This is a genomic window from Anabaena sp. WFMT, from assembly GCF_051781005.1.
Taxonomy (GTDB): domain Bacteria; phylum Cyanobacteriota; class Cyanobacteriia; order Cyanobacteriales; family Nostocaceae; genus Anabaena.
Map to the genome: position 1 here is coordinate 93,733 of NZ_JBPWOA010000034.1, position 22,674 is coordinate 116,406.

Consider the following 22,674-nt stretch of genomic DNA (forward strand, 5'->3'; position numbering starts at 1 on the left):
ACACCTATTTTTTTGTTAGTATTCAAAAAAACCTATTTACACAATTGCAAGTTTGTTGTAAGTACATCAGACAAATTGTTACAAAAGGAAAAAAGCACCTGAGGTTTAATGACTGATTATTTCCAAGGAAATTTCCCCCTACAATCTGTTCCACTGACAAAGAATACTGTGAACAGATCAATGGCTCAAACTGATGATGGCAGTGGCAAATTAGCTATAACCATCGCCGAAGCTGGGTCAGAACGCAAAGCTGGCGAGATTTTACTGCTCAGGGTAGCAGAGGTTTCTTACCTGTCTGACTACTTTGTGATGATGACTGGCTATTCTAGGGTACAAGTCAGAGCGATCGCAGCCGCAATTGAAGCCAAAGTTGAAAGCGATTTGCAACGTCGTCCCCTAAGGACAGAAGGAAAGGCTGAGGGAAGTTGGGTGCTACAAGACTATGGCGATGTGATTGTTCACATCATGATGCCAAAAGAACGGGAGTTTTATAATTTAGAAGCGTTCTGGGTTCATGCCGAACGCATTTCGCTACCAAACTCCGATGACGGTGAGGATAAGCCCAGATGATGAAATCCTCGGTTTCTAATTGCCCAGTTCCTACAGAACAACAACCGCTCAATGAGTACGAAGAGTTAAAAAATGCGTGGCTGTTTCGTGATAGCGCTGCCAAGTGGCGCGATTACACCAGCAAAATTTTTTGGATTTGGAGTTGGTCGTGGCTATTGGCAGGGCCTGTAGCTGCGGCCAGCTTTCCTCCACAAAAGAATATGGTTTATTTTGTGCTTTGTGGCGCGGCCACAGCGAGCGTTGGAGTAGTGATGGTATTGGTGCGGTTGTACTTGGGTTGGTTCTATGTGCGCGATCGCCTTTACAGTCCCACAGTATTCTATGAAGAATCTGGTTGGTACGACGGACAAACCTGGACAAAACCCCAGGAAGTCATCACACGCGATCGCTTGATTGTCTCTTACGAAATTAAACCCATTCTCCAACGCTTACAAATTACCTTTGCAGCCTTGGCTTTAATGTATCTTATTGGTACTATAGTTTGGCATTTGTTATAAATTAGTCATTAGTCATTAGTCATTAGTCATTAGGAACTCTTAACAAAGAACAGGGGAGAATAGACTACTGTCTATTGCCTATTGCCTTTTCCCTCTGACAATTGACAACTGACAACCTACAAAATAGATATAAACCCATGACAATGGGAAAACGAACACAGGCCACAGCACTGGAAGTCCGGTTGTTGCGGGAAGGTATTATCGAATCTCGGCATATAGTCCAGGCTGTAGTCAGCGACGAACGGGGACGAGTTCTGTCAGTTGCTGGCAACGCCGAAACCGCTGCATTTGTGCGTTCGGCACTCAAGCCATTTCAAGCCTTGGCTGTCGCCAGCACAGGGACACTAGAGCGATACGATTTGAGCGATCGCGATTTAGCCATCATCACCAGTTCCCACAAAGGAACCTTAGAGCAGGTGAGGCAGGTATTTAACATTATTTGGCGGGCTGATCTTGATCCATCTGCCCTCCAATGCCCAATTCCTAAAGATAAACGCAGTCCTCTAGAATACAACTGCTCCGGTAAACACGCCGGAATGTTAGCCGTCTGTCAGCAACGCCATTGGCCTTTAAACAACTACTTGGATCGTAAACACCCAGTCCAGCAGTTAATTATCACCAAAGTGGCAGAATTGCTGCGAATGCCAGCAGAAGAATTTCTCACCGCCCATGATGACTGTGGCGCACCCACATATTTGATGCAACTCAGTCAAATGGCTTCTTTATATGCGGTGCTTGCCTCTAGCAATAGCTTGGATATGGAGCGTGTCGTCCGCGCCATGAATCATCATCCCACTATGGTGGCTGGAGATGGGGAATTTGACACCGAATTGATGCGCCTAGCTCCCAGTGAACTTGTCAGCAAAGCTGGTGCAGAAGGTGTGCAGTGCATCGGCCGACTTGGTGAAGGCATGGGATTGGCAATTAAAGTCATGGATGGCGCCAAACGGGCAAAATATGCCGTAGCCATTCACCTGCTGCAACAAATGGGCTGGATTACTCCCAGCATTGCCCAGAGCCTATCTGAGAAGTTTATGAACCTCGGAAAATACAAGCGTTTGGAAGTAATTGGAGAATTATCGCTTTTGTAGTTGACAAACTTTTGACTTCGCGCTATATTAAGGAAGTCGAGAGACAAAAGCAACGCGGGATAGAGCAGCCTGGTAGCTCGTCGGGCTCAAGACTTAAGATTAACTAAACGCTTATCAGTTAGTCTTGTATTGGGCGGCATACGGAGAAATTTGTATGTGTTTATCTGTCAAACTCGGGGAAGCCAATAGCGCGGTAATCCCGAACCAAGCTCCAGAAATGGAGAAGGTGTAGAGACTGGGAGGCAGACACCCTAACGTTAACGACGAGGGTGAAGGGACAGTCCAGACCACAAACTAGTTTAACTAGGCAACGAAAGTTGTAGTTGGTAAGCATAACCCGAAGGTCAGTGGTTCAAATCCACTTCCCGCCACCAAATTAAAAAATCAAACCCTGTAATCTTAATTGGTTATAGGGTTTTGTTTTATGCTGATTTTATTTTGCAAATGGACACAAAGCTGAGAGGAGACATAGCAGAACAAGCTGCTGTTTTTCATGCTTTAAAACGTGGTTGGGGAGTTTTAAAACCTGTTGGTGATAGATTACCTTACGATTTAGTATTTGACGTTGAAGGAACTCTGATTAAAATACAAGTCAAATATGCTTGGTTTGATGAACCTTCTGGTAATTATGTAGTAGATAATCGCCGCACAAAAACAAATAGACGGATAATGGTTAGAGATGTTTATCAGCTGTCAGACTTTGATTTTGCGTTAGTATATATAGAAAATCTTGATCTGTTTTATATTTTCCCTGTGGATGTTTTCATTAGCTATGGAAGTGAAATACATATTGTAGAGGCTGAAAAAAGACAGCGCAAACCTCGTTCAGCAGAATATCGCAATGCTTGGGAATTAATCATAAACGCATTGACTCGTGCTGGGTGTTAATTATTGCTGTGCATTATTCCAAATTTCATAGAAGACACTCCACTCAAAAAAGTCCATTTCATCTCCTAATTTACCTGATTTAAATTGCTGATAAAAGCTGTTTGATGACATCTGATATTGTTTTTCAAATTGTTTTAAACGATTTTCTAAATCTAAGATATTTTGTTGACTTGATTGGTTAATTGTCGGAGATATTGCTAAGTTTGTAATTTTTAATTCTAATAGTTTTCTTTCTTCTTTAGATAAAGATAAAATAATTTTGGCTATAGATTCAACCAATTTTGTATTCATATCCATTTCCTGAAATTTTACTAAGTTGGCATTATTTCACAATTCTAGCCATTGTTCCAATCTTCACCACCTGGTAATTGAGCAAGATAATTATCTATGATGTCGGGTAATTCTCTATTTGTATAATTATATGTCATTGCTAATAACTCAGTTGCATTTAATATTAATTGGGGTTTATTTAACATTTGTGAAAGTTGCTGTCTTTTTAAAGTCCCATTCAAGACCTCTAAACTTGCATCTCCTATTGCTAGTGTAACTTCATCCTCAAGCCAAGCTGGCCATTCATCTTGATTGATGTAATGAGATTTTTTATTATCTTTTAAATTCACATCTTGAATCTCTGCGATTGCATAACGAATAGAAGCAGCCCAAGAATTTGTTAATCGCTGTTCTATTTGATTCTTGATTAAATGTATCAACAGAATCTTTAAAAAAGATTTAATTTGCCGCAAAATAGCCTTTTTACTCATTCCTTCTAATTCATCCACAATTGCCAAAGCATCTGTGTAACGTCCTTCTGTAATACTATTTCTGAGGTCGATCAATTCTTGTGTCATCGGTATTAACCTCAAGTTATAAATAAGTGAATATTTATTCAACCAGTACATAATTGTATTTTATAATTAAATCTGTTTACCTGTGGCACTCGAAAAAGCAGGTTTTGATCTATTCTGAAAGATAAAGCTATCCAAGCGCGGAGAATCAGAATTGTGAAGTTACATAAACCAATATTGGTGGGAGGACTGGGATTGTCCTTTTCCCTGTGGATGTTAGACACTTGGCATGATTCAATAGTCCAGGTGGGAGAATTCGGACTCCTGAGTGCTTTAGCGGTGGGTGGGGGTTTGTGGTTATTGCAGAAAAATCGCCCCGGTGAACAGCTAAATGATATGGTTGTAGATAGGGCATCTGTGGAAAGTGCGATCGCTCAAACAGAAGCTGTCATCAACCAACTTGCACAAGAAGCAGTCAACCATCCAGCTTTAGAAAGCCTACGCCAACAACTTGCTAAATTACCCTTAGAGTTAGACAGACGAGAAATTCAAGTTGCTGTTACTGGTGGAAAGTCAGTAGGTAAAAGTACAATTATTCAAATTCTCAAGACTTTAGATACAACATCTCTACATTTTTCAGAAACAGCACCTTTGTTTACAGAACTAGGTGAAAATTCCAATGTAGCTATTTTGTCAGCAGTGCAGAAATCTGATTTCGTTTTGTTCCTGACAAATGGTGATTTGACAGACTCAGAATTTCAAGTTTTGCAACAACTAAAAGCTGCAAAACAGCCGACATTGCTGGTTTTTAACAAACAAGACCAGTATATGCCAGATGAACGTGCGACAGTGTTGCAGTCATTGAAACAGCGAATGGAAGGAAATATAGTAGCAACAGCAGTAAATCCCGTTTCTGTGAAAGTGCGGAAACATGAAGCTGATGGTACTGTGCAAGAATGGATGGAACAACCAGCACCAGACATTCAACAGTTAACGCAGCAGTTAACCGAAATATTAGCGCAGCAAGGACAGCAGCTAGTTTGTACAACGACTCTGCGGAAAGTGCTGTTACTGAAAGCTGAGGCGAAAGATTGTTTAAATGGGGTGAGGCGCGATCGCTCTACACCCATCATAGAACAAAATCAGTGGATTGCTGCCGCTGCTGCCTTTGCAAACCCAATTCCCGCCTTAGATATATTAGCAACTGCGGCGATTAACGCCCAAATGGTAATGGATTTGGGTAATATTTATCAGCAAAAAATTTCCTTAGAACAAGCGCAACAAGTAGCCGGAACTATGGGAAGTTTAATGTTGAAATTAGGTTTAGTAGAATTATCTACAAGGGCTGTTACTGGTATTCTCAAAACTAACGCTGTTACTTTCGTTGCTGGGGGAATAGTAGAAGGAGTGAGTGCTGCGTATTTAACTAGAGTTGCTGGGTTAAGCTTAGTTGAGTATTTTGAACAGCAAGAAATAGCTTTAGAAACAGGAAATGGTTTGAACCTGGAAAAATTGCGCCAAGTTTTACAAACAGTATTCCAGCAAAATCAAAAAATGGCTGTTTTGGAAGCTTTTGTTAAGCAAGGTGTGAAACGGTTGTTACCGGAAGCGAAGCCAGTTGAAGTTGTCGGATAATTTCGCACCAAATCAGAAATTTGAAACCCGCTTTCACTGGAGTTATTCCCAAATAAAAAGCGGGTTTTATTTTTCAAATTGGACAAATTTACGGCAATTTTGAACAGATTGATGATGGTGTAGCAGTTATTCTCATAACATCTCTGATTTTCTCAGATGTTTACACTATTTGCGAACCTATGACACCTCAAGAATTTTTGGAAAATTTGGCTACAGCCGCAACAGATCCAGAAAAAATAATCGTTTTTGCACGATACTTAGATACAACTGCGCTAGATCATGCTACAACTCCAAGATGGAGAAGTATTCCTCACAGTACAGAAATTCAGTTCGCACTAAATAATATTGCTTTTCATTTAGAAGCACTTGCTGAAAAAGGCAATTAATGAAGACAATACTCGATAGGTTGTCTTCAGAGATACCTATCAAGTAATAATATCTTGTTGGATGAATTCGCGCAAATATCTATTATTTTGATTTCCATCTAAGCGAGGTACAGGAATAAAGAATTAACCGCAGATAAACGCAGATGTTTTTGTACCTCTGTAGACCAAGAAAAGCTATTATCAAGTTATAAAATAATTAATTTAACTGACGATGAACTGCAAATAGACAATCATTATATTGCTTATCAACTTCAAGATTTGTAAACGCCCAAGCGACTTTGTAAGGTTTTTGGTATTCTCCTAAAATATTTATCCGGTGACAAACATTAGAAATTTTAGTCAAATATCTATGATTTAAGGGTACATCACAAGCAAATATACCCTTAACTCTGTGTGTCGTACCTGTTATCCCTAAGCTATAATTAATCATGATTGCTACATAGTATCTATCCTCTGACGTATGGAGGACTTGAACTAAGTCATCATGAGTAACACCTAGCAAATGATCAGGTAATTTCAAAGCTTCGCTGGTATCTAAGGGTATATTTTGAGTTTTAACCCAGTCGAGAATTTCTTGATATTTTGTCAGTGCTGCACGTTTGCGGAAACAATATTTAATCTCGACAAATAAATTACTTATCCGGTATATTATTTGGAACAGTGTTAATACAAATCCGGTGAATATTCTCTGTAGATTAAACATTCTTACACCTTATATTTAGAATTCAGGTTATTAAACACTCTAATTAAACGGTATTTATAAGATCTTATGCAACCTAAGCATCCTTGGCTACAAAAATGTATACAAAAGCTGGAAGAATTACCCCAGATAGAGACAACAACGATTATAGAACCTTTTTTAGAAAAAATTCTTGCAGATGGGTTATTAACAATATATACGCCTCACAACAAGATCCAATATTTAGTTGAAATAAAAGCTCCCATTACTTTAGACACTGTTGATTCAAACATTAATTATATCCATCATCTGAAAGAAAAACTGAGCAATGATCAGAGAACACTGCTCATTACAGACTCACTTTCTGACGCAGTTCTGGATTCGTTGCTAGAAAACAATATTGAATTTATTGACACCACAGGTAATATTTACCTTAACAATTCATCACTATATATTTTAGTTAGAAGTAGTTCAACACAAAGCAAAAAATTCCTATCTGCTCCTAAAATTACTACCAGCACCCTAAAAGTTGCTTATGCTCTACTTCAAGATCCAAGTATTTTACAATATCATAATTTTGATTATGATTTAGAGCAGATCGTAAATGTTCCAGGTATTGATTATACTGATTATACGATTGTGAAACACAGTATTTTGAAAATAATAGCAAACGCTGCAAGTGTTGACTATGAAACTGTAAAATGCAGTCTAGAAACTTTGTATCAACTGAATTATTTACAGCGTCAACGCAGTGGAACATATCGAATTGAAAATTACACTAAACTCTTAGAAAGATGGGAAATGGGATATATAGAAAATTTGCGTCCAGAACTTTTGATAGGGACATTTAGCCCCAGAGAAAATATAGATTTTAAGGATATATCTGACCGAATCTTAGCAATAGCCCAAAATCAAAAAATTATAATTGGAGGAGAATTAGGTGCTGCAATTTTCACAGGTTATTTAAAACCTATCAGCATGACTATTCACATTCCCGAAGAAGAGAATTATCGTGTGATAACAACTATGTTGCGTCTCAAACCAGATCCAAAGGGTAATATTATCATTTTCAAGCAATTTGGGAATAAAAATCAGCCTCAATATCCCTCATCTAAACCTGTTGCAGACCCGTTACTTATTCATGCAGAATTGTCTTTATATCCAGATGAAAGACTAAAAGAAACAGCTAAACGTCTGTACGAAAAATGTATTATCCCCTATCAAGAAATTGCCGAAATGGTATAATATGAACGACTCAAATTATCCACTTAACTCAGAAACTAAAAAATTTCTTACTGATTTTAAATCTATCATTGATTCATTAGAAGTACCCATGCTGTTGATAGGCGCTCAAGCGAGATTGTTAATCTTTGATAGTCAATATAAAGTTCAAGGTCGAGCAACAAACGATTGGGATGTGGCGGTAAAATTGGATAATTGGGAGAGATATAATTTACTGATAAACACAATGACTACTGGACAAAATCCTCTGTTTAAAACAACCAGAGTCATTCACAAATTTATTCATATTGAAACTGGGCTAGAAGTTGATGTTATTCCCTTTGGAGATATAAGTAAACCCAAACAGGAAATTAACTGGCCTGATGGTAATCAAATGAGCATTTTAGGATTAGAAGAAGCTTTTGTAAATACAGAGATTATAATAATTGACAATGTAGAAATTCGGGTAGCCGATATTGATACTTTTATAGCCTTGAAAATATTAGCTTGGAATGAGAGAAGAGAAAATAAAGATTTAGAAGATATCATAACAGTATTGCTAAAGTCGGCTAATGAAGAGGATGCACAGCGTGTTTATGATGAATTTATCGACGAAATTATTGAAGGAAGATTTGAAGTAGATGAAGCGGCTATTATTTTTATAGGTAGAAATATTAAAAATAAATTCAAACCTGAAACTCTTAACAAGATTAACGAAATTATCACGCTAATTCTAAATCGCCAAAATAACTATATTCCGCCGTTCGTTTCTAAAAATTCAGAGGACTGGGATGAAGCTTTTGATAAAATAGTTAAACGTTTTGAATCACTTCAATTTGGATTAACTGATTTTTCTGAATAATTAGTAGACTAGGTTATTAATGAATGACACTATTTCCATCTTCTCTTTTTTTTCCGGTTCAGGATTTCTCGACTTAGGCTTTGAAACCACAGGCTATAAAATCGCTTACGTTAACGAAATATTCCCTCCATTTATGTCTGCATATCGCTATTCACGGGGAATTCTTCAACTTCCATCTCCTGAATATGGATATCATCAAGGGGAAGACGCAGACGTAAGCAAATTAATAGCAGGAACACCAGCACAACGTCTTAATGAATTAGTCAAAGATTCCCGTAAATCAAATAATATAATTGGTTTTATTGGTGGGCCACCTTGTCCTGATTTTTCTATTGGTGGCAAAAATAAAGGACATTTAGGAGATAATGGTAAACTCTCATCTGCTTATATTGAATTGATTTGTCAAAACTTACCCGATTTCTTTTTATTTGAAAATGTTAAAGGTTTGTGGAGAACGACAAAACACCGTCTATTTTATGAATCATTGAAAATAAAATTACAACAAGCAGGTTATATATTAACAGAACGGTTAATTAATTCTATTGAATATGGCGTACCCCAAGATAGAGACAGAATTATTTTAATTGGTTTTAGAAATAATTTTCTCAAAGATATAGGAATTAAAGATGATTTGACATTTCCTTGGGAAAAATATATTAAACATCCTCAAAATAAAGTATTTTCTTATCCTTGGAATAAAAGCCAAGCATTTAAAGAAGATTCTATAATTATTTGTCCTGAAAATATTCCTCCAGAATTAACCGTTGAATATTGGTTTAGAAAAAATGATGTTCTAAATCATCCTAATACTAAACATTATTTTCAACCAAGAGCAGGTATTACTAAATTTGCAACTATTGATGAGGGAGATGATTCTAAAAAGTCATTTAAACGTTTGCACAGATGGCGTTATTCTCCTACAGCTTGTTATGGTAATAATGAAGTACATTTGCATCCTTACAAAATCAGACGTATTTCTGTAGCGGAGGCTTTAGCTATACAATCTTTACCCGCTAATTTCTCACTTCCAGAAAATATGTCACTTACGAATATGTTTAAAACTGTAGGTAATGGTGTACCTTACTTAGCAGCAAAAGCGTTAGCTCAAACTATTCTTGATTTCTTGACAACTAGAGAACAGTTTGATGAAGAACAAGTCAAATAAAATACTTTGAAAAGATATTTTATAAAAACAAACCTAATAAATCCATATTTGTACTATCAATTACTTTATGGATTATTTTTTCAGATATAAAATATATTTCTAAGCAGTTCCTAAAAACAGGTAAATATTTTTTTAATGGTTTTGAAGCTTTAGCTAAATCACCTAATTTTTTAGGTGTAGATTCTTAAAAAAGAATATCTACCTAAAATAAGTTAATTTTACAGGCTATTTTTCACATTCTTAGGTATTTATATGGCTTATAACTCAGAAGAAATGCAACAGATTTTGGAAGTAGCTTTTGCCCGTCAGCAACAGGGAGAATTTACACGGGAACAGATTATAGAAATTGCATCAGAATTGGGACTTTCATCAGAGTCATTAAAAGCTGCGGAACAAGAATGGTTAACAAGGGAAATAGAAGTGAAAAAACAACATAAATCTAAAGCCCAAGAACGTAAGGAATTTAAATCACATCTGATTACTTTTGTCGGGGTAAATGTATTTTTAATTCTGTTGAATTTGTTGGTAAGTCCTTCATATTTTTGGGCAATTTTTCCCCTTTTAGGTTGGGGATTAGGTTTGTTTATTCATGCTATGAAGACCTATATTATCGAGTCTTGATAAATAGGATATTTAAAAAAACAACGCTTATCAAGCTTTGATAGTAGTCTGTAAACTTGAAAATGACAGGTTCAGTTATCAGGTGCGTCAGATGTCAAATTTCTGTTGATTGTTGATGAATTTTATCGAGTCTGACGCACCCTACAAAGTTACAAAGCAAGCTAATTAGGTGAGTTCTGAATCTGTCAATATCATCTTATCTTGTGCGTCTAACCCACCCAGGGTAAGAGCATCTCAATTAGGCTTGACACAAGGACTCGGAAGAATCTAAGGTAGAGTCAAGAAAACAAGAACTGAGAACCTGAATCATATAATCGTTATCCATAGCTGTTCGGTTCATTTTTTGTCGGAGACTGCGTTTGTAAGTCAGTTCTCGATTGAGGGCATTAAGAGCGATGCGTCGTAAAAGAGCAAAATTCCGAGGACTGTGGAAAGAGCGAATGCGACAAGCATCCTCAGCGAATGTACAGTCAAGAGTCCAATGAACCTGGTTTTCAATACCCCAATGTTTTCGGATAGCTAGACCAATAAGTTGAGCATTACTGTGTAAAGAAGTCAAATAAAATTGCACCTCACGGGTAGTTGTGTTCCAGAGATGACGCACTCGTACAACCATGACAACGCTTTGAAGTCCTGCCCATAGTCGGGGTTGATAAAGATTATTAATAGCAGAAACTGGAACAGACCAGACTTGACGAATTTCTCGACGATGATGTCCTTTTTCAACACGTTTTTCATAACTGACATCAATACCTTGAAATTGCTGTGCAGAGGCTTTTTTAAACCATTCTTCAACCTGATTGTAGAGAGTGGGATGATTTGCTTTGAGCGATAGGACATAATCTCCTGTCTTGTCGATAATCTTTTTAGCAATCTCTGTTTGTGTCCCCATTGCATCAATCGTGATAATGGAACCTGTGATATCCAGTAATTCTAATAATGCGGGAATAGCAGTAATTTCATTAGATTTATCTTCTACTTTCATCTGTCCCAAAACCAAACGTTGTTCACTCGACCAGGCACTAATAATATGGAGTGCCGATTTCCCTTGATTTCGGTCATATGAACCCCTAATTGTCTTCCCATCTATGGGGATTATTTCTCCTCCCATCTTGGTGACAAGGGTTTCTACCCATTGAAGAAAACAACGATTCAATTCTTCTGGGTTAATGAATTCAAATACTCGACGGAAGGTGTCATCAGAAGGAATACCGTGAGGTAATGCCAAAAACTTTTCTAACCACTGTTTTTTGCTAATGCCATAATTTTCCATGTCTTCCCATCCTTGCGCTCCAGCAATTACTGCTAAAATCGCAATTACTAAGATATCTGTAAGTTGATGCTTCTTCGTTCTCTCCACTCTGGGATCTTTAATTTCTTGGAAGTGCTGAACTAAACTTTTTTGAATACACTCAATATCTGTCACTTCTTTTAGCTTTCTCTCATGAGGAAAATTTTTCCGAGTATCGGCAGTTTTGTTGTCAAAGCCCTGAGACATATAGCCTATTTTTTAAGATTTTCAACTACAGCATTGCTGTCATCTCACTTATCTATGTTATCTGTCAAGTGTTTTTTCTGCGCAGTCTCTTACTGTTATTTTGTTAATTTTGTCAAGTTCACATTATACCAAATTAGATGAGCTTACCCTGCTAACCCACCCTGACTAAATATTAATTAGGGGTAGTTCTAAAACCACCCCTAAATCCCCTCTTATTTAAGATTTACTTGCAGAACCCTTTTAGGGCTTTATAATTACTCGGCTATATTAACAATTTCAGAACTCGCTAATGTTGGTGTTGTGAAGATTTGCGAGTACAAGTTTGTTGGTTGTTGATGAGCAATAACTGGTAATGCTTGACGAGCATGAGCAGCAACTTCGACTGTTTTCACATCATAAGCTTGTGTAGCTAACTTAGGATAGAAACCAATGCTGATGATAGGAAGCAATAAACAAGCGGTGATGAATAATTCACGAGGTTTAACATCAGATACTACAGCATCTAAATGTAATTCTTGGCTTTGCTCTCCGTAGAACACTTGACGCAACATGGAGAGTAAATAAATGGGGGTGAGAATTACGCCAACTGCTGATAAGAAGATGACTACAATTTTGAAGCTAGAACTGTAAACATCACTGGTGCCAATACCCAAGAATATCATTAACTCACCGACAAAGCCACTCATGCCTGGTAAAGCGAGAGAAGCCATTGAACCGATAGTAAATAGTGCGAAGGTTCGGGGCATTACTTTAGCCATGCCACCCATTTTATCCATCATTAAGGTGTGGGTACGTTCGTAAGTCACACCAGATAAGAAGAACAAACTAGCTGCAATCAAACCGTGGGAAACCATCTGTAACACAGCACCGCTGATGCCGATTTCTGTGTAGGAAGCAATCCCGATTAACACAAACCCCATGTGGGCAATTGAAGAGTAAGCCAAGCGGCGTTTGAGGTTGGTTTGAGCAAAGGCGCAACAAGCACCGTAAACTATGTTAACTACTCCCAAGACTGCTAAAACTGGAGCGAAAACAGCGTGGGCATCTGTTAGCATTTCCACGTTGAAGCGGATAAGTGCATAACCACCCATCTTCAACAATACACCTGCCAAAATCATGGAACCAGGAGCAGATGCTTCACCGTGAGCATCAGGCAACCATGTATGGAAAGGGAAAATTGGTAGTTTTACACCGTAAGCAATTAAGAAACCTGTATATAGTGCGAGTTCTAAAGCTTGGGGATATTCTTTCATTCCCAATGCTGTCATGTTGAAGGTGAAGTTATCACCATAGAATGCCATTGCAAAACCAGCTACCAGAATAAATATAGATGCTGCGGCGGTATAAATAATGAATTTGGTAGCTGCGTAGCGGCGGTTTTTTCCTCCCCAGATGGAAATTAGTAAGTAAACGGGTACTAACTCGATTTCCCACATTAAGAAGAACATTAGCAAGTCTTGGGCGAGGAATACGCCTAATTGGGCGCTGTACATCACCAACATCAAGGCATAAAATAATCGCGGCTTGTTTTCTACTTTCCAAGCCGCGAATACTGCGAGAGTGTTGATTAAGCCTGTTAAAAGTATTAGGGGCATTGACAAACCATCAATTCCCACAGCCCAGTTAAAACCAATCTGGGGTATCCAAGCATAGTTTTCTGTCAGTTGCAGGGCTGAACTTTGGAAGTCGTAGCTCTGCCAGAGGGCAAAAATCATTAATGCAAAGTCTGCAAATGCTACTCCTAGCCCGTACCAGCGGACGGTTTTGCCGTCTTTATCGGGAATGAAGGGGATGGCTAGGGTGGCTACTAATGGCAAAAAAATTATGGCTGACAACCAAGGAAGTTCTATCGCATTCATCACTTCTGACAATATATTTTTGGTTTCGCTTTTGTTTACATTATATTAAGGAATCGTTACTTTTGTAAACGAGTTGGCCCCTAATATTTGCTATTTTGGGCATAATTAGTAATAAATACTTACTAAAATAGGCTCGTGTCCATTCTAAAAGCAAAGTTTTGTAACGTCAACAAAAAAACGGCAACATCAGTTGCCGTCTTACGTTATAATTCCGATTTTTTATATGGAATTTACATTTCTACAAAATTGATATCGAGTCTTTACACAACACGGTTGACAATTGTCCATACTTCCCCATCGGAACGGACATAGGGAACGGAGATGGTTTTAAATCCGGTGATGAAGGGTTTGTAATAAACCTGCCAATACATGGGACTAAGTTCATCAGCGCAAGCTTTGAGGAGTTTGATTTCTTTGGCTAGTTCCTGTGCAAGTTGATTAACGTTTTGGGCGTGAACTTGAGCGATTTTTTTGGCTTCTTCTAGCTGCTGCTGCTGTTGAGAGATGCGGATGGATAGAGCTGAACGCTTGCTTAGATAGCCTTGCTGCTGTTGTATCTCTCTTTCTAAAAATGTGATACTTTCGGTGAGTGCTGCGATCGCATCATCAATGCCTTTGAGTTCAGCCGACAATTGCACATTTTCTCTAGCTTGGCGACGGTAAGCCTCAACTATTGCCTGGGGTGAATCATTCTCGCCAGACTCTATTTTATTATTAGTCAGTGTATTGCGTTCTTGCTGGAGCGCCTGAATTTGCGAATTAAGTTCTTTTATCTGTACCTGCATTTGCTGCATATCCATATATATATTTTGGTAATTGGTAATTGGTAATCGGTAATTGGTAATGGGGAGAAGAGTATTTATCTTTCTTCTGCCCCCTGCTCCCTGCTACAAAATTGTTGCCCCTTGAGTATCGAGGGGAAGCGATCGCACAATAGATGTAATTCCCTCTTGTTTCCAAGCATTTAACATGGCTGTTCCTACTGTTTTCGCTTCAGATGCATCTGCTAAAGCTAACAGTGTGGGGCCTGCGCCACTAATCACCATGCCATAAGCACCAGCAGCAACAGCAGCAGTATTCACCGCTTCGTAACCAGGAATTAAGGCTTGTCGATAAGGCTGATGTAACTTATCTTGTAAAGCTGCTTTTAACCATTCTTGGCGATTAGTTGCCAAACCTCGCAACAGTAAACCAAAATGAGCAATATTAAAAATCGCATCTGCACGACTGACTTCTGTGGGTAAAACTCGCCGTGCTTCTGAAGTTGACAACTCAAAATCAGGAATTGCAACTACTGGTACTATCTGCCGATGCCAGGTAATATCACAGATTTCCCAACCTGTTGGGCTAGTTGCAGCTAGACGACATCCCCCTAATAAAGCTGGTACTACATTATCAGGATGTCCTTCCATAGCGATCGCTAATTCCATCACCTGCAACTCAGACAAAGGTGAACCTGCCAGTTGATTAGCAGCCACCAAACCCCCGACAATAGCAGTCGCAGAACTTCCCAAACCCCTAGCCAATGGTACACCCAGCTTAATCTCTATTTTTACTGGTGGCGGTGTCTGCTCTATATATTGATATAACTTGACAAACGCCTGATAGAGCAAATTACTCTCATCAGTTTGCACCTTTTCGGCTTCAGTACCAGAAACTTGAATAATTAACCCACCCGCATCAAGGCGAGTGAACTTAACTTCGTTATACAGCTTTAATGCAGCACCAATGCAGTCAAAACCAGGCCCCAAATTAGCAGTTGTGGCGGGGACTTTAACAGTAACAGTAGAAATAACAGACATTTACATCAATTCAAATTTCAAACTTCCAAATTATCAGTCCCGTGCTTACAAACAGCAATGGATGAAATCTGGCAAATACTTACTAATCAACAAGCATCTCATGACCAGGACTCGTTTGCTCATCAGAAATGCCAATTAGTAGAAAATCAAAAATCTCGAATAAGCGGGCTGAAAAACATATAAGTAAAACTTTAGATAGCAATACTTTTGTAAGTGCAGGAGGGGAGGAGATAGACGTAATGCTGAAGCATAAAAATACCCGCTACTAAGGTAACGGGAGTAATCATTCACCAAAAGTTTGGTATTTTATTGAATAAGCGATACAACACTTAATTTTGCTCTAGCAGTAAAGTTCCTAAAACTGGCTTTGATTCAGCCTCTGAGAATTTTGGCACTAATAACCCATTGGCATAGATGCGGGGATTGGTTTGGGCAACTATACTATAAGACTGGCGAACATGAGCATTGATGGCGACAGTTTTCACATCGTACATCTGCATAGCCATCTTGGGATAGAAACCAATACCGATAATTAACACCAGAAAACAGGCAGCAATAAACACTTCACGCGGTCTAGCATCAGTATAAATAGTTTCGTTTGGCAGTAAACAATCTGTACCAAAACAAGCTGTTCCTTCATCTTCCTGATTTTCCAAACCTGCATTGTTAATGTCGCAGATTAGGTCTGCACCAGAACCATAAAATACCTGTCGCAGCATGGAGAGTAGATAAATAGGTGTGAGAATCACTCCTACAGCCGCTAGAAACACTGTAACAGTGCAGAATGTGGAAGTATAAACATCGCTACTAGTTAATCCTACAAAAACCGAAAGTTCACCGACAAAACCACTCATTCCGGGAAGTGCTAAAGATGCCATTGCACCCATTGTAAACAGAGCAAATACTTTCGGCATGGCTTGACCAATACCACCCATATCTGCCATTACCATTGTCCGAGAGCGATCGTAAGTAACACCAGCCAAAAAGAATAACACCGAGGCAATCAAACCGTGGGATATCATTTGCAACATCGCACCGTTGATTCCCAAATCGGTAAAGGAGGCAATACCCAGGAGTACAAACCCCATGTGGGAAATTGATGAATTAGCCAAACGCCGTTTCATATTCGTTTGGGCAAAAGAGTTCAATGCACCATAGATAATATTGACAACACCGAGAATGGCTAGAACTGGTGCAAAGTAAATATGTGCATCAGAAAGAAGTTCCAGATTAAGGCGAATCAGTCCATAACCGCCCATTTTCAACAACACACCAGCCAGAATCATCGACACGGGAGAAGATGCTTCACCGTGGGCATCCGGTAGCCAAGTATGGAAGGGAAAAATAGCAAGTTTGACCCCAAAGGCAATTAACAGCCCTGCATACAGTAGCAGTTGCAGGGTTAGGGGATATTCTTTATGTGCAAGTTCTGCAATATCAAAGGTGACATTTCCCCCACCGTATAGCCCCATTGCTAAGGCTGCGACTAAAATAAATATGGAAGCGGCGGCGGTATAAATCAAAAATTTTGTAGCTGCGTAGCGTCGCCGTTGCCCACCCCAAATACAAACTAGTAAATATACGGGAATCAGTTCGACTTCCCACATGATGAAAAATAACAGCAAGTCTTGGGCAACAAATACCCCTATCTGTGCTGAATATAGCACCAGCATCAGAAAGTAAAAAAGGCGTGGTCTCCGGTCAACTTGCCAGGCCGAGAAAATCGCCAGCGTGGTAACAAATCCTGCTAAAAGTACCAGCGGTACGGAAAGACCATCGACTGAGACTGCCCAGTTTAAACCTAATTGAGGCATCCAAGCATAATTTTCTACAAGTTGAAAGCTGGCACTACTAGCATCATAATGGTTCCAAAATGCGTAGCACATCAAAGCAAAGTCTGCCACACCTACACCCAGTGCATACCAACGTACCAGCTTGCCATCTTTATCAGGCAATATCGGAATCAGAAAGGAAGCAAGGAGTGGCAGCAGGATAATTGCAGTCAGCCAAGGAAATTGATCCGCTATCATGTCTATAGGAAAAAATACTTATCAGTGAATATTGTTATTGTACTAAACTTTTTAACTATTTCTTTATAAGTTTTTACACCAGGTTGACATATGGAGAATATATACCTAACAAAAATTTTATGCTTGGGATTGAGTAGATGAGATGGTGAGTAGATCAGAAAATATCTCAGGACTTACTCAACTGGCTTGCTTTGTAAGGTGAGTCAGATGCCGAAAATCTGTTCATTGTTACCTAATTTTGGAGTCTGACGCACCCTACAAGAGATATTTAGTGTGACTCTTGCGTAAGTCCTCTCTACTGCTTGATGATCTAAAATGGACTATTAGACGCACTGTTAAATGTATGACAGAAATTCAATTAGCCAAAACGGGTCTTTATAATCAAGATCAGTACCTATGGTTAGAGGATACAATCCTAAAACTCAAGGCGCGGGATTTTCATGGTTTGGATGTGGAACATTTAATTGAGGAGATGGAAATCTTGGCGAGTAGGGATAGGGCTGAGGTTGAAAGTCGCTTGATTGTGCTATGGGTGCATTTATTAAAACGGATTTATGTTAATAGTGAATATCATAATCGTGGTTGGGAAGTGACGATTCGAGAACAACGTCGCCAGTTAAGAATCCTTCTCAAACAATCTCCTAGTCTGAAGCGATATTTTACAGAAGTGTTAGATCAAACTTGGGAAGAGGCGCTGATGGAAGTTAGGGAAGATTATCCTCAAATTGAGTTTCCTGATTTGTGGAAGTTTAGCCTGAATGTTGATGTGCTTTTGAGTGAGAAGTTTTGGGATTTTGTTGATTATTCTTCCTCAATATAAGCTAAGGCTTTAGCTCGATAGTGATCCGCTAACTTCAATCTAGATAGTGAGTCATATTTGAAATTTTCAATCCCTAGAAATAATTCAGACCTTGTGTACCCAAGAATATCTTGCAGACAGCACTTGTATTTATCTAGCACTGTCGACACAACATCTAATATTTTCTCAACATTATCAGGACTACCTATATTTTGCTCTAGCTTTAAATTTTCTAAGTTATTAAGCCTATGAGCGAATTTATTTCGGTAACAATCAAGTTTTGATGATATATCCTCGTCTAAAACTTGATTAAACCACTCATTAATTTCATCATGGTTATGGGAGGTAATACCAAAATCATCTCTTATTTTTTTCCTACTTTCATATTCTTCTTTCTGAATCTCCTGTATCATATCGTTTTTCTCCTCAGTAGTGCAGTCCCTCTTTCCATGAGAGCCAATTATACCGAGACACTCATAAGTATTTTCATCTCCAGGTGTTTTATCTACTTGTGACAAAAGTTTTCCATTTTGCATAATTACTTTTGAGCAGAGAGAGCGTTTTTTGGCAATACCTTCGTGCAATGAATACACTTCAATACATAAGAACATTACTTCATGTTCAAGTCTTTTGAATGCCCCAATAAAGAGAATCTTACAAGCTTCCTCAGAGGCATCTTTCCAACTTTGGTTAAAAAACTCTAATTCCTGTCTAAACGCACTCTCTCTGGACTGAAGTATTGAAATAGTAGTAATAACACTTCTAATCTCTTGGAAAACTTCTTCATTCATATCCACAACTCCATCATTCATTAAATCTTCCATAAATCGCTTCTAAATCTTCTAACGCAGTGGAAGACAAAACTACTTGATAAGCCATTTATTCAACCGTTCTTCTACTACTACTTGTGAAATAGTTCCCTCTCTATGAGCCACTTCTAAACCCCGACTGACTTTTTCAATTACATATAAATGATATTGAATATCTTCAATTGAACAATCATCTGGAAGTTGCTTTAAAAGAGCTTGGACTTGATTTTTTGTGGTACTCATAATTTGATTTTGAGTTAATTTACTTTTGGGCTGGGATTTACCCAGCCTATTGTTTACTTAGAAGTTACTAAAGTTAGCGATCGCTCCTGTAATCTTCTCAACCACCTCATCTACAGTGATCGCACCCAATTCCCCAGATGCACGGGTACGAATACTCAAGCTGTTGGTTTCCACTTCCTTAGCACCAACCACCGCCATAACTGGGATTTTATCCTTTTCGGCGTTGCGAATCAACTTACCCAAGCGATCGCCACTCGTATCCACTTCCGCACGAATACCCAACGCAACCATCTTGGCTACAACCTCTTTGGTAAAATCTAACTGGAGTTCACCCACAGGTAAAAGCCTAATTTGCACAGGTGCTAACCATAATGGAAAATCACCCGCATACTCTTCAATCAAAATCCCAATCAACCGTTCCAAAGAACCAAACGGTGCGCGGTGAATCATCACAGGACGTTTGCGGGAACCATCTTCAGCCACGTATTCCAAATCAAACCGCTCAGGTAAATTATAATCTACCTGCACAGTTCCTAATTGCCATTCCCGTTCTAGCGCATCACTGAAGATAAAATCCAATTTGGGTCCATAAAACGCAGCTTCCCCAATACCTTCAAAATAATCCATTCCCAATTGTTCCACAGCGCGACGAATCGCACCTTCAGCTTTATCCCAAGCTTCATCAGAACCAATATACTTATCACTGGTTGGATCACGGAAACTGAGTCTAGCTTTAAAATTCTTTAGTTGCAGACTTCCAAACACCGACAAAATCAAATCTACAACATTCAGAAATTCGCTGTCTAGCTGTTCGGGAGTGACAAACAAATGAGAATCATCAACGGTAAAACCGCGCACTCTTGTTAAACCACCGAGTTCCCCAGATTGTTCATAACGGTAAACAGTGCCAAATTCCGCCAAACGCATCGGTAATTCCCGATAAGAGCGCAACTCACTCTTGTATATTTGGATATGGAAAGGGCAATTCATTGGTTTGAGGACAAAACCCTGTTCTAATTTAGCTGCTTCCTCATCTTCAGTCATTAAAGGAAACATATCTTCCTTGTATTTTTGCCAGTGTCCCGATGTTTTAAATAAATCAACTCTGGCAATATGGGGAGTGACAACAGGCAAATAACCCCGTTTTAATTGTTCCTTTTTGAGGAAGTCTTCTAAAGTAGTCCTCAACAAAGTACCTTTAGGAGTCCACAAGGGTAAACCAGGACCGACTAAATCGGAAAAGATAAATAAACCTAGTTCCTTACCTAGTTTACGATGGTCGCGCCGTAATGCTTCTTGTTTGCGGCGTTTGTATTCAGCCAGTTGTTCTGGGGTTTCCCAAGCTGTGGCATAAATGCGCTGTAACTGTGCTTTGTTTTCATCTCCACGCCAATAAGCACCAGCAACGCTTTCTAGTTCTATGGCTTTGGCGTTAATTTCCTTGGTGTTTTCTAAATGAGGACCGGCACACAAATCCCACCATTCATCACCTAAATGGTAAATGGTGATGGGTTCTTGTTTAATATCTCCCAGGATTTCTAGTTTGTAAGGTTCCTTAATTTCCTCAATCCGGCGTTGTGCTTCTTCCCGGCTGACTTCTTCTCTAACTACCGGCAATTTGCGATTAATAATCTTCACCATCTCTTTTTGGATGGCTTTCAAATCCTTATCGCTGAAGGGTTCTGGACTATCAAAGTCGTAGTAAAACCCATTTTCAATCCAGGGGCCAATTGTAACTTGCGCCTTGGGAAACAGCTTTTGTACGGCCATGGCCATCACATGAGAAGCAGTATGGCGAATCTTTTTTAATGTCTCAGATTCGCTGGTACGCGGTAAATAAATTTTTTCTGGTTGTTCTAGGTTTTGGGGTTCTTGATTAGGCGACATCGGCTGTTGAAGGCGAAGTGATTACAAATAGAGTTCTGAAAAATATCTTTTCAAAATCATAGTCCACTGGTTGATGACGCTGCCGCCATTACCTGTGGACTCTCCTAATTTATCACCCCAACTGAAGCGCAGCAGAACTTGGTAATAATACCAATTTTGCTCCTTAGCGACTTTTGGTAGGATATTTTGAATTTCTGTTTCCTCCTTTAGATAGATAAAGACTGATCCCCAGGGAACTGTACAAACCTCTTGCCAAAAGCATACAATTGTGTGTTGTATAGCAAGTTACAAATTCTTCATTTCACATAACCTGATGAGAGATATAAGAAAATTGTTAAGAATCGTAAATAACGCTAATATTAAAAAGAAATTAGGAAATATGCTTCTCATATATGGGAGACTCAAATTCACCAAGTACTGAATTGCTCAAAACAGTCTTGGAACCGTTGTTAGAGGATTTTCAATATTGGTTGGAGCGATCGCGTCAACTGCTGGAAAATGAGAAAATCCAATTTATGACTGAAGAAGAGCAACTTGACCTATTACAACGCGTCAAGGAAGCGCAGGCAGAACTTAGCACAGCCAAGATGTTATTTGCTGCCACTGATAGACAAGTCGGGATTGATATGGCGACATTAATGCCTTGGCATCAATTGGTAACCGAATGTGGAAATGTGGGAATGCGCTACCGTCAGTCAAAACAAGAATGACTTCACTGTGTGACAAAACTGTATATAAGTCGCAAACATAGAAAAGAAAACTTAACATTATTTTCATAAAAAAATAATGTATCCCATGTTACCGTAATCTGATATAGGATTACAAAATATCAAATCACAAATAGATAATGTAACATTTGCCAGCACGTAAATCACGGGTTAGCAAATGTCAATCACTTAACGATATAAAGTTTTAAAACCTGTTGCCCTGGAGGATAATTCGATGCTACACCTACTCTACATTTTAGCTTTCACAGTCCTTGCATTTATTGCTGTGGGTAATTTAATTCGCAATCTGGTCATGTTCAGTTTTGATAGGGAGCGTCCTTATCCAGCAAATTCCTCCTCAATGGGTAATCAAGGCAGGTATGGCTATTATGGAGCTAAACAGCAATTTGTACCCCATCCAGAACTATTAGATAATGCAGGTAATTTAATTAAAGAACCACTGTTGGTCATGCGTTCAATCAATGTGGAAGATGCACGCGAACAGTTAGATGCTCTTTATGAATCTTCTCCTGGTCAAAAAATTGAGCGTTCAGAAGAAGCCTAATTTGTAATTATTATAATTCGGTATTCAGTAGGGGTTTAGCATTGCTAAACCCCTATTTTTTTCTGCTTCATTCCC

The 22,674-nt window shown here is 38.9% G+C and carries 24 protein-coding genes; 13 read left to right on the forward strand and 11 right to left on the reverse strand.

The genetic code is table 11. The features are described 5' to 3' along the window. The first annotated feature begins 108 nt into the window (after positions 1-108). From rsfS to ACSQ6I_RS22950, 4 genes are all read left to right on the forward strand, one after another. Positions 109-570, forward strand: a complete 462-nt coding sequence (gene rsfS, locus ACSQ6I_RS22935) for a ribosome silencing factor (RefSeq protein ID WP_438892569.1) — start codon at positions 109-111, stop codon at positions 568-570. Continuing rightward, positions 567-1,067 (forward strand): CGLD27 family protein, encoded by a 501-nt coding sequence (locus ACSQ6I_RS22940; RefSeq protein WP_015216033.1) that lies wholly within the window; start codon positions 567-569, stop codon positions 1,065-1,067. Before rsfS ends, ACSQ6I_RS22940 begins: the two co-directional genes overlap by 4 nt. 137 nt (positions 1,068-1,204) lie before the next feature. Then, positions 1,205-2,158, forward strand: a complete 954-nt coding sequence (locus ACSQ6I_RS22945) for an asparaginase (RefSeq protein ID WP_438892570.1) — start codon at positions 1,205-1,207, stop codon at positions 2,156-2,158. 444 nt (positions 2,159-2,602) lie between these two features. Then, positions 2,603-3,046 (forward strand): group I intron-associated PD-(D/E)XK endonuclease, encoded by a 444-nt coding sequence (locus ACSQ6I_RS22950; protein ID WP_438892571.1) that lies wholly within the window; start codon positions 2,603-2,605, stop codon positions 3,044-3,046. Here the strand turns inward: ACSQ6I_RS22950 and ACSQ6I_RS22955 are convergent, their stop codons facing one another. Together ACSQ6I_RS22955 and ACSQ6I_RS22960 are read right to left on the reverse strand one after the other, a co-directional pair. After that, complete coding sequence (locus tag ACSQ6I_RS22955) at positions 3,047-3,337, reverse strand: hypothetical protein (RefSeq protein WP_438892572.1); 291 nt, start codon at positions 3,335-3,337, stop codon at positions 3,047-3,049. It abuts the gene before it with no gap. Positions 3,338-3,381: 44 nt separating this feature from the next. After that, positions 3,382-3,894 (reverse strand): DUF29 family protein, encoded by a 513-nt coding sequence (locus tag ACSQ6I_RS22960; protein ID WP_438892573.1) that lies wholly within the window; start codon positions 3,892-3,894, stop codon positions 3,382-3,384. Between the two features lie 153 nt (positions 3,895-4,047). Here ACSQ6I_RS22960 and ACSQ6I_RS22965 point away from each other — a divergent pair, with 153 nt between their 5' ends. Further along, the gene (locus tag ACSQ6I_RS22965; RefSeq protein WP_438892574.1) at positions 4,048-5,466 is read left to right on the forward strand and encodes a YcjF family protein; all 1,419 of its coding nucleotides are present in this window, start codon (positions 4,048-4,050) and stop codon (positions 5,464-5,466) included. Positions 5,467-5,645: 179 nt separating this feature from the next. After that, the gene (locus ACSQ6I_RS22970; RefSeq protein WP_016952965.1) at positions 5,646-5,852 is read left to right on the forward strand and encodes a hypothetical protein; all 207 of its coding nucleotides are present in this window, start codon (positions 5,646-5,648) and stop codon (positions 5,850-5,852) included. A gap of 196 nt (positions 5,853-6,048) precedes the next feature. Here ACSQ6I_RS22970 and ACSQ6I_RS22975 read toward each other — a convergent pair whose 3' ends face one another. Further along, the gene (locus tag ACSQ6I_RS22975; RefSeq protein WP_438892575.1) at positions 6,049-6,555 is read right to left on the reverse strand and encodes a hypothetical protein; all 507 of its coding nucleotides are present in this window, start codon (positions 6,553-6,555) and stop codon (positions 6,049-6,051) included. 66 nt (positions 6,556-6,621) lie between these two features. Here ACSQ6I_RS22975 and ACSQ6I_RS22980 point away from each other — a divergent pair, with 66 nt between their 5' ends. From ACSQ6I_RS22980 to ACSQ6I_RS22995, 4 genes are all read left to right on the forward strand, one after another. Continuing rightward, positions 6,622-7,776, forward strand: coding sequence for a type IV toxin-antitoxin system AbiEi family antitoxin (locus tag ACSQ6I_RS22980; RefSeq protein ID WP_438892576.1), 1,155 nt, complete (start codon positions 6,622-6,624; stop codon positions 7,774-7,776). A gap of 1 nt (position 7,777) precedes the next feature. Beyond that, entirely contained in the window at positions 7,778-8,614 is an 837-nt protein-coding gene (locus ACSQ6I_RS22985; protein WP_438892577.1) for a nucleotidyl transferase AbiEii/AbiGii toxin family protein, read from the forward strand. Positions 8,615-8,633: 19 nt separating this feature from the next. Then, positions 8,634-9,779 (forward strand): DNA cytosine methyltransferase, encoded by a 1,146-nt coding sequence (locus tag ACSQ6I_RS22990; protein WP_438892578.1) that lies wholly within the window; start codon positions 8,634-8,636, stop codon positions 9,777-9,779. 252 nt (positions 9,780-10,031) lie between these two features. Beyond that, complete coding sequence (locus ACSQ6I_RS22995; RefSeq protein WP_438892579.1) at positions 10,032-10,400, forward strand: 2TM domain-containing protein; 369 nt, start codon at positions 10,032-10,034, stop codon at positions 10,398-10,400. A gap of 238 nt (positions 10,401-10,638) precedes the next feature. Here the strand turns inward: ACSQ6I_RS22995 and ACSQ6I_RS23000 are convergent, their stop codons facing one another. From ACSQ6I_RS23000 to ACSQ6I_RS23020, 5 genes are all read right to left on the reverse strand, one after another. Further along, a complete protein-coding gene (locus tag ACSQ6I_RS23000) occupies positions 10,639-11,898 on the reverse strand; it encodes an ISAs1 family transposase (RefSeq protein WP_438892580.1) in 1,260 nt (419 codons plus the stop codon). Between the two features lie 254 nt (positions 11,899-12,152). Beyond that, a complete protein-coding gene (locus ACSQ6I_RS23005) occupies positions 12,153-13,757 on the reverse strand; it encodes an NAD(P)H-quinone oxidoreductase subunit 4 (protein ID WP_438892581.1) in 1,605 nt (534 codons plus the stop codon). A 260-nt stretch (positions 13,758-14,017) separates the two neighbouring features. Next, positions 14,018-14,551: a hypothetical protein gene (locus tag ACSQ6I_RS23010; RefSeq protein ID WP_438892642.1), complete on the reverse strand. Its 534-nt coding sequence runs from the start codon at positions 14,549-14,551 to the stop codon at positions 14,018-14,020. A 93-nt stretch (positions 14,552-14,644) separates the two neighbouring features. Then, complete coding sequence (gene thrB / locus ACSQ6I_RS23015; RefSeq protein ID WP_438892582.1) at positions 14,645-15,559, reverse strand: homoserine kinase; 915 nt, start codon at positions 15,557-15,559, stop codon at positions 14,645-14,647. A gap of 329 nt (positions 15,560-15,888) precedes the next feature. Further along, positions 15,889-17,589, reverse strand: coding sequence for an NAD(P)H-quinone oxidoreductase subunit 4 (locus ACSQ6I_RS23020; protein WP_438892583.1), 1,701 nt, complete (start codon positions 17,587-17,589; stop codon positions 15,889-15,891). A gap of 343 nt (positions 17,590-17,932) precedes the next feature. Here ACSQ6I_RS23020 and ACSQ6I_RS23025 point away from each other — a divergent pair, with 343 nt between their 5' ends. Beyond that, positions 17,933-18,409, forward strand: a complete 477-nt coding sequence (locus tag ACSQ6I_RS23025) for a DUF29 domain-containing protein (RefSeq protein WP_438892584.1) — start codon at positions 17,933-17,935, stop codon at positions 18,407-18,409. Here the strand turns inward: ACSQ6I_RS23025 and ACSQ6I_RS23030 are convergent. Genes ACSQ6I_RS23030 through thrS form a run of 3 tightly spaced genes read right to left on the reverse strand, consistent with a single transcriptional unit; the run spans position 18,391 to position 21,327 of the window. Next, positions 18,391-19,212: a hypothetical protein gene (locus ACSQ6I_RS23030; protein WP_438892585.1), complete on the reverse strand. Its 822-nt coding sequence runs from the start codon at positions 19,210-19,212 to the stop codon at positions 18,391-18,393. The two genes, ACSQ6I_RS23025 and ACSQ6I_RS23030, sit on opposite strands and share 19 nt — an antisense overlap. A gap of 39 nt (positions 19,213-19,251) precedes the next feature. Then, on the reverse strand, positions 19,252-19,440 hold the full coding sequence (locus tag ACSQ6I_RS23035; RefSeq protein WP_438892586.1) for a hypothetical protein: 189 nt from the start codon (positions 19,438-19,440) through the stop codon (positions 19,252-19,254). 57 nt (positions 19,441-19,497) lie between these two features. Then, positions 19,498-21,327: a threonine--tRNA ligase gene (gene thrS / locus ACSQ6I_RS23040; protein ID WP_438892587.1), complete on the reverse strand. Its 1,830-nt coding sequence runs from the start codon at positions 21,325-21,327 to the stop codon at positions 19,498-19,500. Between the two features lie 392 nt (positions 21,328-21,719). On the opposite strand from thrS, the gene ACSQ6I_RS23045 reads away from it, so the two are divergent. Beyond that, the gene (locus ACSQ6I_RS23045) at positions 21,720-22,037 is read left to right on the forward strand and encodes a DUF2605 domain-containing protein (protein ID WP_438892588.1); all 318 of its coding nucleotides are present in this window, start codon (positions 21,720-21,722) and stop codon (positions 22,035-22,037) included. Positions 22,038-22,269: 232 nt separating this feature from the next. Then, on the forward strand, positions 22,270-22,599 hold the full coding sequence (locus ACSQ6I_RS23050; protein WP_438892589.1) for a DUF2973 domain-containing protein: 330 nt from the start codon (positions 22,270-22,272) through the stop codon (positions 22,597-22,599). Positions 22,600-22,674: the final 75 nt, after the last annotated feature.

Bases quoted from the DNA above. Each gene is read 5' to 3' on its own strand.
- rsfS (WP_438892569.1), top strand. From the start codon at position 109: ATGACTGATTATTTCCAAGGAAATTTCCCCCTACAATCTGTTCCACTG.
- ACSQ6I_RS22940 (WP_015216033.1), top strand. From the start codon at position 567: ATGATGAAATCCTCGGTTTCTAATTGCCCAGTTCCTACAGAACAACAA.
- ACSQ6I_RS22945 (WP_438892570.1), top strand. From the start codon at position 1,205: ATGACAATGGGAAAACGAACACAGGCCACAGCACTGGAAGTCCGGTTG.
- ACSQ6I_RS22950 (WP_438892571.1), top strand. From the start codon at position 2,603: ATGGACACAAAGCTGAGAGGAGACATAGCAGAACAAGCTGCTGTTTTT.
- ACSQ6I_RS22955 (WP_438892572.1), bottom strand. From the start codon at position 3,337: ATGAATACAAAATTGGTTGAATCTATAGCCAAAATTATTTTATCTTTA.
- ACSQ6I_RS22960 (WP_438892573.1), bottom strand. From the start codon at position 3,894: ATGACACAAGAATTGATCGACCTCAGAAATAGTATTACAGAAGGACGT.
- ACSQ6I_RS22970 (WP_016952965.1), top strand. From the start codon at position 5,646: ATGACACCTCAAGAATTTTTGGAAAATTTGGCTACAGCCGCAACAGAT.
- ACSQ6I_RS22975 (WP_438892575.1), bottom strand. From the start codon at position 6,555: ATGTTTAATCTACAGAGAATATTCACCGGATTTGTATTAACACTGTTC.
- ACSQ6I_RS22980 (WP_438892576.1), top strand. From the start codon at position 6,622: ATGCAACCTAAGCATCCTTGGCTACAAAAATGTATACAAAAGCTGGAA.
- ACSQ6I_RS22985 (WP_438892577.1), top strand. From the start codon at position 7,778: ATGAACGACTCAAATTATCCACTTAACTCAGAAACTAAAAAATTTCTT.
- ACSQ6I_RS22990 (WP_438892578.1), top strand. From the start codon at position 8,634: ATGAATGACACTATTTCCATCTTCTCTTTTTTTTCCGGTTCAGGATTT.
- ACSQ6I_RS22995 (WP_438892579.1), top strand. From the start codon at position 10,032: ATGGCTTATAACTCAGAAGAAATGCAACAGATTTTGGAAGTAGCTTTT.
- ACSQ6I_RS23000 (WP_438892580.1), bottom strand. From the start codon at position 11,898: ATGTCTCAGGGCTTTGACAACAAAACTGCCGATACTCGGAAAAATTTT.
- ACSQ6I_RS23005 (WP_438892581.1), bottom strand. From the start codon at position 13,757: ATGAATGCGATAGAACTTCCTTGGTTGTCAGCCATAATTTTTTTGCCA.
- ACSQ6I_RS23010 (WP_438892642.1), bottom strand. From the start codon at position 14,551: ATGCAGCAAATGCAGGTACAGATAAAAGAACTTAATTCGCAAATTCAG.
- thrB (WP_438892582.1), bottom strand. From the start codon at position 15,559: ATGTCTGTTATTTCTACTGTTACTGTTAAAGTCCCCGCCACAACTGCT.
- ACSQ6I_RS23020 (WP_438892583.1), bottom strand. From the start codon at position 17,589: ATGATAGCGGATCAATTTCCTTGGCTGACTGCAATTATCCTGCTGCCA.
- ACSQ6I_RS23025 (WP_438892584.1), top strand. From the start codon at position 17,933: ATGACAGAAATTCAATTAGCCAAAACGGGTCTTTATAATCAAGATCAG.
- ACSQ6I_RS23030 (WP_438892585.1), bottom strand. From the start codon at position 19,212: ATGGAAGATTTAATGAATGATGGAGTTGTGGATATGAATGAAGAAGTT.
- ACSQ6I_RS23035 (WP_438892586.1), bottom strand. From the start codon at position 19,440: ATGAGTACCACAAAAAATCAAGTCCAAGCTCTTTTAAAGCAACTTCCA.
- thrS (WP_438892587.1), bottom strand. From the start codon at position 21,327: ATGTCGCCTAATCAAGAACCCCAAAACCTAGAACAACCAGAAAAAATT.
- ACSQ6I_RS23045 (WP_438892588.1), top strand. From the start codon at position 21,720: ATGGGAGACTCAAATTCACCAAGTACTGAATTGCTCAAAACAGTCTTG.
- ACSQ6I_RS23050 (WP_438892589.1), top strand. From the start codon at position 22,270: ATGCTACACCTACTCTACATTTTAGCTTTCACAGTCCTTGCATTTATT.